At 65.1% G+C, this 13,274-nt stretch carries 14 protein-coding genes and 1 other RNA gene; 11 read left to right on the top strand and 4 right to left on the bottom strand.

Going from position 1 to position 13,274, the window contains the following annotated elements:
* Window positions 1-41: 41 nt before the first annotated feature.
* From EPO41_RS18940 to EPO41_RS18890, 11 genes are all read left to right on the top strand, one after another.
* Window positions 42-773, top strand: a complete 732-nt coding sequence (locus EPO41_RS18940; RefSeq protein WP_296328169.1) for an SDR family oxidoreductase — start codon at window positions 42-44, stop codon at window positions 771-773.
* A gap of 21 nt (window positions 774-794) precedes the next feature.
* Window positions 795-1,247, top strand: coding sequence for a copper chaperone PCu(A)C (locus tag EPO41_RS18935; protein WP_296328167.1), 453 nt, complete (start codon window positions 795-797; stop codon window positions 1,245-1,247).
* Window positions 1,248-1,376: 129 nt separating this feature from the next.
* An RNA gene (ffs, locus tag EPO41_RS18930) (signal recognition particle sRNA small type) lies at window positions 1,377-1,471 on the top strand.
* A 97-nt stretch (window positions 1,472-1,568) separates the two neighbouring features.
* Window positions 1,569-3,332 (top strand): DNA polymerase III subunit gamma/tau, encoded by a 1,764-nt coding sequence (locus EPO41_RS18925; protein WP_296328164.1) that lies wholly within the window; start codon window positions 1,569-1,571, stop codon window positions 3,330-3,332.
* A complete protein-coding gene (locus EPO41_RS18920; protein ID WP_296328161.1) occupies window positions 3,332-3,661 on the top strand; it encodes a YbaB/EbfC family nucleoid-associated protein in 330 nt (109 codons plus the stop codon). The genes EPO41_RS18925 and EPO41_RS18920 overlap by 1 nt, the downstream gene beginning before the upstream one ends.
* A 12-nt stretch (window positions 3,662-3,673) precedes the next feature.
* Window positions 3,674-4,267, top strand: a complete 594-nt coding sequence (gene recR, locus EPO41_RS18915; protein WP_296328159.1) for a recombination mediator RecR — start codon at window positions 3,674-3,676, stop codon at window positions 4,265-4,267.
* A gap of 10 nt (window positions 4,268-4,277) precedes the next feature.
* A complete protein-coding gene (locus EPO41_RS18910; protein WP_296328156.1) occupies window positions 4,278-4,880 on the top strand; it encodes a DUF4126 domain-containing protein in 603 nt (200 codons plus the stop codon).
* Between the two features lie 83 nt (window positions 4,881-4,963).
* The gene (locus EPO41_RS18905; protein WP_296328153.1) at window positions 4,964-5,698 is read left to right on the top strand and encodes an arginyltransferase; all 735 of its coding nucleotides are present in this window, start codon (window positions 4,964-4,966) and stop codon (window positions 5,696-5,698) included.
* A gap of 155 nt (window positions 5,699-5,853) precedes the next feature.
* Window positions 5,854-6,399 carry a TRAP transporter small permease subunit gene (locus tag EPO41_RS18900; protein WP_296328150.1) on the top strand — a complete coding sequence of 182 codons (546 nt, stop codon included), beginning with the start codon at window positions 5,854-5,856 and terminating at the stop codon, window positions 6,397-6,399.
* Window positions 6,396-7,997: a TRAP transporter large permease subunit gene (locus EPO41_RS18895; RefSeq protein WP_296328148.1), complete on the top strand. Its 1,602-nt coding sequence runs from the start codon at window positions 6,396-6,398 to the stop codon at window positions 7,995-7,997. The genes EPO41_RS18900 and EPO41_RS18895 overlap by 4 nt, the downstream gene beginning before the upstream one ends.
* 78 nt (window positions 7,998-8,075) lie before the next feature.
* On the top strand, window positions 8,076-8,561 hold the full coding sequence (locus EPO41_RS18890; RefSeq protein WP_296328145.1) for a GNAT family N-acetyltransferase: 486 nt from the start codon (window positions 8,076-8,078) through the stop codon (window positions 8,559-8,561).
* A gap of 126 nt (window positions 8,562-8,687) precedes the next feature.
* On the opposite strand, the gene EPO41_RS18885 is transcribed toward EPO41_RS18890, so the two are convergent.
* The 4 genes from EPO41_RS18885 to EPO41_RS18870 form a co-directional block, all read right to left on the bottom strand.
* Complete coding sequence (locus EPO41_RS18885) at window positions 8,688-9,791, bottom strand: TRAP transporter substrate-binding protein (RefSeq protein WP_296328142.1); 1,104 nt, start codon at window positions 9,789-9,791, stop codon at window positions 8,688-8,690.
* 195 nt (window positions 9,792-9,986) lie between these two features.
* Window positions 9,987-11,093 (bottom strand): TRAP transporter substrate-binding protein, encoded by a 1,107-nt coding sequence (locus EPO41_RS18880; RefSeq protein WP_296328140.1) that lies wholly within the window; start codon window positions 11,091-11,093, stop codon window positions 9,987-9,989.
* Window positions 11,094-11,268: 175 nt separating this feature from the next.
* Complete coding sequence (locus EPO41_RS18875; protein ID WP_296328137.1) at window positions 11,269-12,375, bottom strand: TRAP transporter substrate-binding protein; 1,107 nt, start codon at window positions 12,373-12,375, stop codon at window positions 11,269-11,271.
* A gap of 92 nt (window positions 12,376-12,467) precedes the next feature.
* Complete coding sequence (locus EPO41_RS18870; protein ID WP_296328134.1) at window positions 12,468-13,274, bottom strand: undecaprenyl-diphosphate phosphatase; 807 nt, start codon at window positions 13,272-13,274, stop codon at window positions 12,468-12,470.

The following is a 13,274-nucleotide window of genomic DNA, read 5'->3' as shown; positions in this document are numbered from 1 at the left end:
CCTCTATTGGCAGGACCTGAGTTCTCCGCCATCAAGGCGCGATGGATTATCAGCTCAGGGACCGGACCTGCCTCGTGTCCGGCGCAAGCTCCGGCATCGGCGCCGGGGTCGTCAGACTTCTGGCGCAGCAAGGCGCGCGCGTGGTCGCCACCGCGCGACGGGTCGAGAAGATCGAGCGGCTCGACGGCGTGACCGCGATCGCGGGCGACGTCACGGACCGGGACGATCTCGCGCGAATCGCGACCGAAGCGAACAAGTTGCTCGGCCCGGTCGACATCCTGGTGAACTGTGCCGGCGGCTCGCGGCCGACCGGGCCGGATGCCGGCGAGGATGTCTGGGAGGAGGCCTTCGCGCTCAACTTCACGGCGGCGCGGCTGCTGACCAAGGCCCTCCTGCCGGCGATGCGGGAGCGAAAGTGGGGCCGGATCGTCAACATCAGTGGCTCCATGGAGCCGCGCGGGCTCAACGCCGCCATCGCCGCCAAGGCCGCCTTGCATCTATGGGCAAAGGGCCTGTCGTGCGACGTCGCCGCCGACGACGTCACCGTGAACACGATTCAGCCGGGGCGCATCAACAGCGAGCAGATCCGGGAGAAACTGCATCCGACCGAGGAAGCCCGGCGCAGCTTCATCGAGCGAAACATCCCCATCGGCTATTTCGGCGAGCCGGAGGATGTGGCACACCTCGTCGCCTTCCTGGCCTCCCCGGCCGCGCGCTACATCACGGGCGCGGTCATTCCGGTGGATGGCGGCATGCACTATTTCGCGCACTGACGGCGCAGCGGAGGATGGATTTTGCTGAAGTGGCTTCGTCGTTCCGAGCCAAAGGAAGTTCCGGCCGCCACCCTCGGTCCGCTGCAGATCGTCAAGCCCTGGGCCCGCTCGTCCTCGACTGAACCGGACGTCGCTGGCGGCTACATGACCGTGATCAACGAAGGCGAGTCCGACCGCCTCGTATCGGCGACCTGTGCCGCCGCCGGCTCGGTCGACATCCAGGCCATCCGGGTCAAGGGATCGGTCCTGGAGATGCGGAAGATCGCGGAGGGCATCGTCATCCCGCCCGCCAACCAGCAGGTCTTCAAGCCGCGAGGCTATCACCTTCTGTTAGGAGGCCTGACCGCTCCCCTGGCCGCAGGAGCAAGCCTGCCGATCACGCTGGCCTTCGAGAAGGCCGGCAGTGTCACCGTCGACTTTGCCGTGGAAGCGCCCGGCGCCGTAGGACACGCCACCCTCCGCGAGCCCCAGTAGAATCCACCCGCCGACGGCGACACATTTAACCGTTGCAAATCAATATCTTGTGGCGTTTTGCGAAGGCTGCTCACAAGCACTTCACTCGGCCCTTGCGCCAGGCGGCAAGACTCCTGATATAACCGCCTCGAGGGGCCGGTGTGGGCGGAGCAGTCGCCAACCCGGTCAGATCCGGAAGGAAGCAGCCGTAACGAATTCGCTTCGGGTCATGCCGGTCTCTCACCCGTTCCCCTGCGCGCGCCGCCGCGGAGGGCGGGCGGCCCGGGCGCGATGACCGCCGGGCCTGAGAGGGGCCACGGCGCAGAATAGCGGGTGATCGCCATGGCGCAGGCCACCAAGGGCCCGGAAGATCCGGCTACCCCCTATCGCGTCCTTGCCCGCAAGTACCGTCCCGTCGATTTCACCACCCTGGTCGGCCAGGAGGCGATGGTGCGCACCCTGCGCAACGCCATCGCCACCGGCCGCATCGCCCATGCCTTCATGCTCACCGGCGTGCGCGGCGTCGGCAAGACGACCACCGCCCGCATCATCGCCCGCGCGCTGAACTGCATCGGACCGGACGGCACCGGCGGCCCCACGGTCGATCCCTGCGGCGTTTGCGACAACTGCAAGGCCATCACCGAGGACCGCCATGTCGACGTGATCGAGATGGACGCGGCCTCCCGCACCGGCATCGACGACGTGCGCGAGCTGATCGAGGGCGTGCGCTACCGCCCGGTCTCGGCGCGTTACAAGGTCTACATCATCGACGAAGTGCACATGCTGTCGGAGAAGGCCTTCAACGCCTTGCTGAAGACGCTGGAAGAGCCGCCGCCGCACGTGAAGTTCCTGTTCGCCACCACCGAGATCCGCAAGGTTCCGGTGACGGTCCTGTCGCGCTGCCAGCGATTCGACCTGAAGCGCGTGCCGCAGGAAACGCTGGTCGAGCATTTCAGCAAGATCGCACAGGCCGAAAAGGTCGAAATCTCACCCGAGGCCTTGACCCTGCTGGCGCGCGCCGCCGACGGATCGGTGCGCGACGGACTTTCCATGCTCGACCAGGCGATCGCCCATGGCGGGGGCGTGGTCGATGCCGCGCAGGTCCGCGACATGCTGGGTCTGGCCGACCGCAGCCGCGTTCTCGAACTCTTCGAGAAGGTGATGCGCGGCGACGCGCCCGCCGTGGTCGCGGCGCTGGGCGAGATGCACGATTCCGGCGCCGACCCCGTGGTCGTGCTGCAGGACCTGCTCGAGCTCACGCACTGGGTGACGCGCCTCAAGGTGGCGCCCGACGCCGCGGCCTCGACGGCCGACAGCGAGCGCGCCCAAGGGCTCGCGATGGCCGGCAAGCTCTCCATGGCCTCCCTCACGCGGGCCTGGACACTGCTGCTCAAGGGCCTGCAGGAGACGCTCGCCGCGCCCTCGCCGCTGCGCGCCGCCGAGATGGCGCTGATCCGGCTCTGCTACGTCGCCGACCTCCCTTCGCCCGCCGACGCGATCAAGGTGCTGCAGAATGGCGGCGGCGCCCCAGCTGCAACGGCCTCAGGCCCGGTGCCACGAGGCAACGGTGGCGGGGGTGCCGCCGCTCGCCTGGCGACCCAGCCGGTGACGGCAGTCGCCGCCCAGCCCGCACAGGCGATGCCGGCGCCGCGGAACTTCACCGAGGTCGTGGCGCTGTTCGAGACCAAGCGCGAGGCGCGGCTCGTGCACAGCCTGATGCACCATGTGCACGAAGTGCGCTGCGAGCCGGGCCTGATCGAATTCCGCCCGGAGCCCAAGGCGCCGGCCGATCTGGCGCCGCGCCTCAGCGAACTCTTGAGCCAATGGACCGGCCGCCGCTGGATCGCGTCCGTCTCCAGCGCCGAGGGCAAGCCCACGCTCACCCAGCAGAAGGCGGCCAAGGCCGACGACCTGCGCAGCTCGGCCGAGAACAACGAGCTGGTGCTGGCCATATTGAAGACATTCCCCGGCGCCAGGCTCGATTCCGTGCGGCGCAAGGGCGAGCAGACTTCCATGCTCTCCGGTCTCGGTGATTTCGCTGCCGAAGAGCCGCCCCCCGCCGAAGAATACCCGGCCGACGACGACATCCCTGAAAGCGAGTACTGATGTTCGACAAGCTCAAGGACCTTGGCGGCCTGATGCAGCAGGCCCAGCAGATGCAGCAGAAGATGCAGGAGCTGCAGGCGGCGCTCGAGCGCCTGGAAATCGTGGGCTCGTCGGGCGCCGGCCTGGTGAAGGTCACGGTCAACGGCAAGAACGAGACCCGCCGGATCGAGATCGACGCCTCGCTCTTCAAGCCCGAGGACAAGGGCGTGGTCGAGGACCTGATCGTGGCGGCCGCCAACGACGCCCGCGCCAAGGTCGAGCAGACCGTGCAGGAGCAGATGCGCGACATCACCGGCGGACTGCCGCTGCCGCCGGGCTTCAAGCTCTAGGAAGCGTCCGCGATGAACGGCCCGGAGATCGAGCGACTGATCCAGCTCCTCGGCCGACTGCCGGGGCTGGGGCCGCGCTCGGCACGCCGCGTGGCGCTGCATCTCCTGAAGAAGCGCGAGACGCTGATGCAACCGCTGGGCGCCGCCCTGGCCGACGCGGCACGCGCCATCCGCGCCTGCAGCCTCTGCGGCAACCTCGACACGATCGACCCCTGTTCGATCTGTGCCGATCCCCGCCGCGACGCCGGGTTGATCTGCGTCGTCGAGGATGTCGGCGACCTGTGGGCCATGGAGCGCGGCCGCATCTTCTCCGGCCGCTACCATGTGCTGGGCGGCTCGCTGTCGGCGCTCGACGGGATCGGCCCCGAGGAGCTCAACATCGGCAGCCTCGTGAAGCGGGTCGCCGCGGGCGGCATCCGCGAGGTGATCATGGCGACCAATGCCACCGTGGACGGCCAGACGACGGCCCACTATCTCGCCGAGCGGCTGGCCGAGCACGAGGTACCGCTGACGCGGCTGGCGCACGGCGTGCCGGTCGGCGGCGAACTCGACTGGCTCGACGACGGGACGCTCGCCACCGCCTTCAAGGCGCGGCGCGCCCTCTAGCCTCGCCCGGATGAGCGCCGAAACTCTCACCGCCATCGCCGTCGCCCTGGCGGCCGGCTGGGCCAGCGGGCTGAACGCCTATGCCACCGTGCTGGTCCTGGGTCTCGCGCAGCGCCTGGGCCTCGTGGCCCTGCCGCACGATATGCAGATGCTCGAATCGCCCTGGGTCCTCGGCGTGGCGGCGATCCTGTTCGCGCTCAATTTCTTCGCCGACAAGATCCCCTACATCGACAGCATCAACGACGTGCTGCAGACCTTCGTGCGCATACCCGCCGGCGTGCTGCTGGCCTATGGCGCTGCCGGCGGCCTCAGCCCTGAAGTCTCGGTCATCGCCGGCCTGCTGGGCGGAACGCTCGCGGCCGGGACGCACATCGCCAAGACCGGCTCGCGTGCGCTGATCAACAGCACGCCGGAACCGTTCAGCAACATCCTCGCCTCCCTCGGCGAAGACGTCACGGTCTTCGGCGGGCTGGCGCTGGCGATCGCCCATCCGATCACTTTTTTGTGCCTGCTGGCATTGTTCGTGATCCTCCTTATATGGCTGCTGCCGAAGCTGGTGCGATTGGCCCTGGTGCCGTTTCGCCGGCTGGCCCGGGGCCGTCCGGGACCCTGACGGAGGGACCTTCATAGACCTTTGGCGGAAGAACTGGCGCTTTCCTTCGTCCGCCCGAGGGGTACACTCGCAACCGCAAGCACATGTTCATCCGCCAGAACATCCAGTCCCTTCGGTTCTTCCGCACGACGCCGGCGATGCGCTGCCCCTACCTGCCGCATCGCCTGGAGACGAAGCTCGTCACCGAGTTGAGCGGGCCGGACGCCATCTCCCAGCACGATACGCTGACCGACGCCGGCTTCCGCCGTTCGCACCACTTCGTCTACAAGCCGCTGTGCGACGGTTGCAGGGCCTGCGTTCCGGTGCGCATCCGGGTTCGGGACTTCGAGCCCAGCCGGGCCCAGCGCCGCATCCAGCGCCGCAACGAACATGTCCATGCCGTCGAGACGCAGGCCCTGGCGACCGGAGAGCAGTTCTCGCTGTTCTCGCGCTATGTCCTGACGCGCCATCGCGATGGCGACATGGCCGACATGGACTTCGACGACTACCGTGCCATGGTCGAGGAGAGTCCGGTCGAGACGGCGATCATCGAGTTTCGCGATGACTCGGCCGATGGCCGTCTGGTGGGGGCATGCCTCGTGGACTGGCTGTCGAGCGGCGTGTCGGCGGTCTACAGCTTCTTCGATCCCCAGGATCCGCGGCGAGGCCTCGGCACGCACATGATCCTGTGGCTGGCCAGTGCCGCCGCCAAGCGGGGGCTGCCCTATGTGTATCTCGGCTACTGGATCGCCGAGTCCACCAAGATGGCCTACAAGCGCTCCTTCCGGCCGCTGGAATTCTTCGGCCCGGAAGGATGGATGGAGTTGCCTGCGACATAGGCAGTGCAGCGGGCGTGGCGCGACTTGACGCACCTCGTCCGCATTGCGGACCGATGCAAGCTATGGCATCGCGCAGCGGACCAAGCTAAGAAAGTCTATCCGTCGGCAAGAACGGATGGTCAGCCAAATAAGAAACTCTGGGTAGGGGAGACGGGATGCGCTCATTGCTGGCGTTCAGCGCGCTGATCGACGCGTTAAATGAAAAGATAGGACACATCTGCAACTGGCTTGTGCTTCTGGCCTGCGTGGTCAGCGCCGGCAATGCCATGGTGCGCTACGCCTACGACACGAGCTCGAACGCCTGGCTCGAGATCCAGTGGTACATGTTCGCCGTGATCGTGATGCTGGGCGCTTCCTATACGATGAAGCGCAACGAGCACGTCCGGGTCGACCTCTTCTACATGACCCTGAGCCGCCGCGGACAGCTCTGGGTCGACATTCTCGGCACGCTGATCTTCCTCCTGCCGACCTGCACCATCCTGGCCTGGCTGAGCTGGCCTTTCTTCATGCAGTCGTTCAACGTCTACGAGCACTCCTCGAACGCCGGCGGGCTGCTGCGCTGGCCGATCAAGCTGGTGTTGCCCGTAGGCTTTGCCCTGGTCGCCCTTCAGGGCCTCTCCGAACTCATCAAGCGTGTGGCCTTCCTCAACGGATATGCCGTTGACAGCCTCGAAGCCCACTACGAGAGGCCCACGCAATGATCCCTCTAGAGTACATGCCGCCGCTGATGTTCGGCGGCCTCGTCGTGTTCATGATCATCGGCTACCCGGTCGCCTTCTCGCTCTGCGCGGTGGGCTTCTTCTTCGGGTTCCTGTCGATCGAGATGGGCTACTTCACGATGGCCTTCATGCAGGCCATCCCGGGCCGCGTGTTCGGGAGCATCCTGTCGAACGAGCTGCTGCTCGCCATTCCATTCTTCACCTTCATGGGTGCCATCCTGGAGAAATGCGGGCTGGCGGAGGACATGCTCGAATCGATGGGCCAGCTCTTCGGTCCCATCAAGGGCGGGCTGGGCTACTCGACCATCATCGTGGGCTTCATCCTCGGCGCCATCACCGGCACCGTGGCCGCCCAGGTCATCGCCATGGCGCTGATCACCCTGCCGGTGATGATGCGCTACAAGTACGACATGCGCTACGCGACCGGCGTGCTGGCCGCGTCGGGCACCATCACCCAGCTCGTGCCGCCTTCGCTGGTGCTGATCGTCCTGGCCGACCAGCTCGGCAAGTCCGTCGGCGACATGTATCTCGGCGCCTGGGGCCCGTCCCTGCTGCAGATCGCGCTGTTCGCCGGCTACACCTTTTACCTGACCCTGGTGAAGCCCGAGGCCCTGCCACCGGTGCCGCGGACGCTGTTCGGCAAGGCGCTGCTGATCAAGTGCGCCTGGGGCATCATCCCCGCTGCCGTGCTCATCTTCCTGGTGCTCGGCACCATCATGATGGGCCTGGCGACTCCCACCGAGGCGGGAGCGATGGGAACGATCGGCGCGATCGTGCTGGCGGTGGTGCGCAACGCGCCGCTCACCCGCTTCGACCGCATCGCGTTCTTCGGCGGCTGCGCGGCCGCCATCATCGGCGCCCTGATCGGCATCGTCGCCTTCAAGTCGCTCGCCTTCCAGGCCGCCTTCACGGTGATGTTTGCCGCCATCATCTGGCTGTGCTGGCGCGCCTGGCAGGTAAAGGACCTGCGCGACCTGATCGTGCAGGCCTTCCAGGCGACGATGCGCATCACGGCGATGGTGGCCTTCATCCTGGTCGGCGCGACCTGCTTCTCGATCAGCTTCCAGGGAGTCGACGGCAACCAGTGGGTCGAGCATCTGATGTCGAACCTGCCGGGCGGCGTCTGGGGCTTCCTGATCGTCGTCAACCTGTTCGTCTTCTTCCTGGCCTTCTTCCTCGACTTCTTCGAGATCGCCTTCATCATCATTCCGATGCTGGCGCCGGTCGCGCAGAAACTCCTGGCGCCGGTCGTGGGAGCGGAAGCCGCCCTGATCTGGTTCGGCGTGATGCTGTGCGTGAACATGCAGACCTCGTTCATGCACCCGCCCTTCGGCTTCGCGCTCTTCTACCTGCGCAGCGTGGCGCCCAAGGAAGTGAAGAGTTCGGACATCTACTGGGGTTCGATCCCGTGGGTGCTGCTGCAGCTCATCATGGTGGCGATCGTGATCGCCATCCCGCAGTCGGTGACCTACTTCCTCGACGATCCGAGCGGGGTCGACCCCAGCAAGGTGACGATCGACATCCAGGCACCTCCGACGGACGATGTCGCGCCGCCGGTCTTCGGGGCGCCGCCTAAATAGCGTGGGCATCCGGTCCACGGATTGAACGACACGCCCGCCGGCCGCACCGGCGGGCGTTTTGTTTGGTATTCTGCGCCCATGGTGCTGACCTTCAGGACGGCGATGCTTGCAGAAGGCGAAGAGGTCGTGCGCGTCATACGCGCAGCCTTCACGCCCTATCTACGCGCCTTGGGGCGCGACTTTCCTACCGATGAATCTGCTGAATATGCCGAAGAGCGGGAGCGATTTGCGGCGGAACTCGGGCGCGGCGAGATTTACATCGCTCTGGATGGGGAGCGCATCGTCGGTGCTGTCAGGACCAAGCCTCAGGCGAAAGACCTCTACATTCACACGATCGCCGTGGATCCAGTGAGACAAGGCACCGGCGTCGGGAGCTGGCTGCTGGAGCAGATCGACGAGATGGCGCGAGCACGTGGCCTTGGCAGCCTGTCACTCGAAACCGCCGAGATGGCGATGGCCAACATTCGCCTCTACCAACGACACGGCTTCGAGATCGTGCGCCATGGTCCACCCGACCACGGGCTCGACCCTCATACCAGGGTCTACATGGTGAAGACATTTTAGGTCACGCCGTCTCGTCCGGCAGAAGCGGCTGGCTTCAGACGCTTCGCGCGCAGGCGGCCCCTTCCTGCCGCAAGGGCAACAAAAAAGCCCCGCCAACCGGCGGGGCTTCTTCTATCAGGCTTCCTGCTAGCGGCCTTGGGCCGACATCGAGAAGTTGAAATTGTCGAAGGTGTTCTCGGCAACGCGGAACCACAGGTTCTCGTCGGCGCGGAAGGCCTTCATGTTGTCGTAGATCTTCTTGAACTTCGGATCCTTGGCCGAGAGTTCATCGTAGTACTTGTACGCTTCCAGGAAGCACGGCTCGAGGACGGCGCGCGGGAATGGACGCAGTTCGGTCCCGGCCGCCACGAGGCGGCGCAGCGCGGGCGGATTTCCCGCGTCGTACTTGGGCACCATCCAGGAGGTGACCCGACCGGCCGCGGCCTCGACCATCGCCTGGTAGGGCTTCGGCAGCTTCGCCCATGCTTCGTTGTTGATGTAGAGCGAACCGACCGACGCGCCTTCCCACCAGCCAGGATAGTAGTAGTACTTGGCGACCTTGTTGAAGCCGAGCTTCTCGTCGTCGTACGGACCGACCCATTCACACGCGTCGATCGTGCCCTTCTCGAGCGCCGGATAGATGTCGCCGCCGGCGATCTGCTGCGGCACCACGCCGAGGCGCGTCAGGATCAGGCCCGCGAATCCGCCGACGCGGAACTTCAGGCCCTTCATGTCGTCCATCGACTTGATTTCCTTGCGGAACCAGCCGCCCATCTGGCAGCCCGTGCCGCCAAAGGTCAGGGAGCGGAAATTGTACTCCTTGTAGAAGTCGTTGATCAGTTCGTGGCCGCCACCGAATTCCAGCCAGGCATAATACTGGCGCTGGTTCATCGAGAACGGCAGGCCGGTCTCGAACACGAAGTTCGGATGCTTTCCGAAATAGTAGTAGGCGGCCGTCTGGCCGGCCTCGACCGTGCCGTTCTGCACCGCATCCGCAACCTGCAGGCCGGGAACGATTTCGCCGGCGGCGAAGGGACGGATCTGGAACTTGCCGTCCGACATCTCACCGACGATCTTTGCGAACAGCTCGGAGCCGCCGTAGAGCGTGTCGAGCGACTTGGGGAAGCTGGACGTCAGACGCCACTTCACTTCCGGCATGCTCTGGGCAATGGCCGGCGCGGCAATCGTGGAAGCCGCCGCTACGCCCGCGGCGCCAACGCCCGCTGTCCTGATGAATTTCCTACGTTGCATGATTCTCTTTCCTCCCGTGGTTGCCTTCATGGCCCCCTTCAGCCCTGCAACACTGGCATGCGAAATTGACTTTGAAAAGCGCCCGCCTGCCGGAAAATCCTTAAATATATGCAATGTTTCGGCGTGAATTGATCCGCTCCGACACCAAAAAGCCCCGCCGAAGCGGGGCTTTCGACCGGCCGGGGGCCGGAGGTTCTAAAGCTTGTTGGCAGCCGACTGGCGCGCCATGAAGTTGTCGAACGTGTTCTCGGCCACGCGGAACCAGAGAACCTCCTCGTTCCGGAACGGCTTCCAGGAATCGTAGACCTTCTTGAACTTCGGGTTCTTGGCGATGGTCTCGGCATAGAGTTCGTTCGCGGCGCCGAAGCATGCTTCCATCACCGACTGCGGGAATGGCAGGAACTTCGTGCCGGCCGCCACCAGCTCGCGCAGGGCGCGCGGGTTCTGGGCGTCGTACTTGGCGACCGACCAGCTCACCGTGTCACCGGAGGCCACGGCGATCGCCTCCTTGTACATCGGCGGCAAGGCCGCGAACGCCTTCTCGCCGCAGTAGAGCGACAGGGCCGCGCAGCCTTCCCACCAGCCCGGATAGTAGTAATAGGGCGCGACCTTGTTGAAGCCGAGCTTCTGGTCGTCGTACGGACCGACCCACTCCGCCGCGTCGATCGTGCCCTTTTCGAGCGCAGGGTAGATGTCGCCACCGGCGATCTGCTGTGGCACCACGCCGAGCTTCGCCATCACCTGGCCGGCGAAGCCGCCGATGCGCATCTTCACGCCCTTCATGTCCTCGGGCGTCTTGATCTCCTTGCGCCACCAGCCGCCCATCTGGGCACCGGTATGGCTCATCAGGAAGGAGATCAGCTTATACTCCTTGTAGAAGTCCCGCATCAGCTCGAGGCCGCCACCGAAATAGACCCAGGCATTGTGCTGGCGGGTGTTGAGGCCGAACGGCAGCGCCGTATCGAAGGCAAAGGTCGGATCCTTGCCGACATAGTAGTAGGCCGCCGTATGGCCGCACTCGACCGTTTCATTCTGGACGGCGTCGACGACCTGCAGGCCTGGAACAATCTCGCCCGCCGCGAAGACCCGGATCTGGAACTTGTTGTCGGTGAGTGCCGCGACGCGCTTGGCGAAGAATTCGCCGGCGCCATAGATCGTGTCGAGGGACTTGGGGAAGCTGGACGCCAGGCGCCACTTCACTTCGGGCATCGATTGGGCGACCGCCGGAGCGGCCAGGGCGCCGGCAGCGGCAACCGTCGCACCGCCGACACCGGCCGTGCGCAGGAATTTGCGACGTTGCATTTGTTTATCTCCCTAACTCTTTTGCTTACCGAACGCGCGACTTCTGCCACGCGAACCACACCTTGTTGGTGTCGTTTATCGCATAGCGCAACGGCGATGAAAAGCAGGTGCCGGGAGCATGCAGACAAAGAAAACCCCGCCGAAGCGGGGTTTTCCAGGTCTGGGGCGGTGAAGCCTAGAGCTTGTTGGCCGCCGACTGGCGCGCCATGAAATTGTCCATCGTGTTCTCGGCGACGCGGAACCACAGGACCTCCTCGGCGCGGAAGGGCTTCCACGATTCGAAGATCTTCTTCCACTTCGGGTTCTTCTCGTTGAGCTGCGCGAAGAGGTCGTTGGTCGCGTTGTAGCAGGCCTCGAGGATCTGCGGCGAGAACGGCAGCAGCTTGGTGCCGGCGCCGACCAGCTCGCGAACGGCCTTCGGGTTCTGGGCATCGTACTTCGACAGCATCGAGGTGTGCGCCTTGGCGGCGGCTGCCTCGATGATGGCCTGATACGACTTCGGCAGCTCCGCCCACTTGGCCAGGTTCACATAGGCCGAGAGCTGCGGGCCGGCTTCCCACCAGCCCGGATAGTAGTAATAGGGCGCGACCTTGTTGAAGCCGAGCTTCTGGTCGTCGTACGGACCGACCCACTCCGCCGCGTCGATCGTGCCCTTCTCGAGCGCCGGATAGATGTCGCCACCGGCGATCTGCTGCGGCACCACGCCGAGCTTGGTGAGCACCTCACCCGCGAAGCCGCTGACGCGGAACTTCAGGCCCTTGAGATCCTCGACGGTCTTGATCTCCTTGCGGAACCAGCCGCCCATCTGAGCGCCGGTGTTGCCGCAGGGAATCGAGTGGATGTTGTAGTCCTTGAAGAAGTCGTTCATCGCCTGACGACCGCCGCCCCAGTTCCACCAGGCATCCTGCTGGCGGGCGTTCAGGCCGAACGGCACGGCGCAGTCGAGCGCGAAGGTCAGGTCCTTGCCGACATAGTAGTACGAAGCGGTGTGGCCCATCTCGACCGTGCCGTTCTGGACGGCGTCGGCGACCTGCAGGCCGGGAACGATTTCACCGGCGGCGAACAGGCGGATCTGGAACTTGCCGTCGGTCGCATCGGAGACGTACTTCGTGAAGAGTTCGCCAGAACCGAAGATCGTGTCGAGCGACTTCGGGAAGCTCGACGCCATGCGCCACTTCAGCTCGGGCGCGGACTGCGCGATGGCCGGCGCCGCGAGCGCTCCGGTGGCGGCAACCGCAGCGGTGCCGATGCCGGCCGTGCGGACGAATTTACGACGTTGCATGAAACTAGGACTCCCAACTCATGTTGCAGGACGACACGTATGCCGCCTGATTTGCGCGGCATATGACATGCGCGCTGCACCGGAAGAAAGGCTCAATGCATGAGCAATAAGGTGAGCGCCAATGCGCCCACTGCAATGCGGTACCAGGCAAAAACGGTAAAGCCGTGGCGGCTGATGAAGTGAACGAATGCCCTTACGACGAGTATCGCCGCGACGAAGGCGGCGACGAAGCCCAGCGCGATCACGCCGCCGTGATCCCAGCTCAACGACGACCAGTTCTTGTAGAGGTCGTAGACGGTCGCCCCAAGCATTGTGGGCATCGCGAGAAAGAACGAGAACTCGGCCGCCGTCGCACGATCCACGCGGAAAATCCGCGCCCCCATGATCGTTGCGCCTGACCGCGACACACCCGGGATCATCGCCACGCACTGGCAGAGGCCGATGTAGAGCGCCGTCTTCAAGCCAATGTCGTCCACGCTCTTGATGCGCGGCCTCTGCGCGAATCTCTCGATCACCAGGATCGCCACGCCCCCCACGATCAGCGAGATGGCAACCACCCAAGGGCTGAACAACACGGATTTGATGTATTTATGAGCCGCGACGCCCACGATCGCGGCCGGCAGGAACGCCACCAGAATGGCCAATGCAAATCGTGTCGCCTGCCTGTCCCGCTCCAGGACACCCATCGCGGTGGCCCAGATCTTCGCGCGGTAGAGCAGACAGACGGCAAGGATCGCGCCGAGCTGGATCACGATCTCGAAGACCTTGCCCGGCGGCCCCTGGAAGTCGAGCAGTTCCTCGGCGAGGATGATGTGGCCCGTCGACGAGACGGGCAGGAACTCGGTGAGACCTTCGACAACGCCGATCAGCAGCGCCTTCCAGATCAGCGTCAGGTCCAT

The sequence above is a fragment of the Reyranella sp. genome, from assembly GCF_004297265.1.
GTDB lineage: Bacteria > Pseudomonadota > Alphaproteobacteria > Reyranellales > Reyranellaceae > Reyranella.
Note: the sequence above shows the minus strand (reverse complement) of the source record. Positions and strands in the feature narration are given on the sequence as shown.

What these genes read in the sequence shown, in the direction of transcription:
- EPO41_RS18870 (WP_296328134.1), bottom strand. Translation starts at nt 13,274, where the DNA reads ATGGACCTGACGCTGATCTGGAAGGCGCTGCTGATCGGCGTTGTCGAA.
- EPO41_RS18940 (WP_296328169.1), top strand. Translation starts at nt 42, where the DNA reads ATGGATTATCAGCTCAGGGACCGGACCTGCCTCGTGTCCGGCGCAAGC.
- EPO41_RS18875 (WP_296328137.1), bottom strand. Translation starts at nt 12,375, where the DNA reads ATGCAACGTCGTAAATTCGTCCGCACGGCCGGCATCGGCACCGCTGCG.
- EPO41_RS18880 (WP_296328140.1), bottom strand. Translation starts at nt 11,093, where the DNA reads ATGCAACGTCGCAAATTCCTGCGCACGGCCGGTGTCGGCGGTGCGACG.
- EPO41_RS18885 (WP_296328142.1), bottom strand. Translation starts at nt 9,791, where the DNA reads ATGCAACGTAGGAAATTCATCAGGACAGCGGGCGTTGGCGCCGCGGGC.
- recR (WP_296328159.1), top strand. Translation starts at nt 3,674, where the DNA reads ATGAACGGCCCGGAGATCGAGCGACTGATCCAGCTCCTCGGCCGACTG.
- EPO41_RS18900 (WP_296328150.1), top strand. Translation starts at nt 5,854, where the DNA reads ATGCGCTCATTGCTGGCGTTCAGCGCGCTGATCGACGCGTTAAATGAA.
- EPO41_RS18910 (WP_296328156.1), top strand. Translation starts at nt 4,278, where the DNA reads ATGAGCGCCGAAACTCTCACCGCCATCGCCGTCGCCCTGGCGGCCGGC.
- EPO41_RS18895 (WP_296328148.1), top strand. Translation starts at nt 6,396, where the DNA reads ATGATCCCTCTAGAGTACATGCCGCCGCTGATGTTCGGCGGCCTCGTC.
- EPO41_RS18890 (WP_296328145.1), top strand. Translation starts at nt 8,076, where the DNA reads ATGGTGCTGACCTTCAGGACGGCGATGCTTGCAGAAGGCGAAGAGGTC.
- EPO41_RS18925 (WP_296328164.1), top strand. Translation starts at nt 1,569, where the DNA reads ATGGCGCAGGCCACCAAGGGCCCGGAAGATCCGGCTACCCCCTATCGC.
- EPO41_RS18905 (WP_296328153.1), top strand. Translation starts at nt 4,964, where the DNA reads ATGTTCATCCGCCAGAACATCCAGTCCCTTCGGTTCTTCCGCACGACG.
- EPO41_RS18920 (WP_296328161.1), top strand. Translation starts at nt 3,332, where the DNA reads ATGTTCGACAAGCTCAAGGACCTTGGCGGCCTGATGCAGCAGGCCCAG.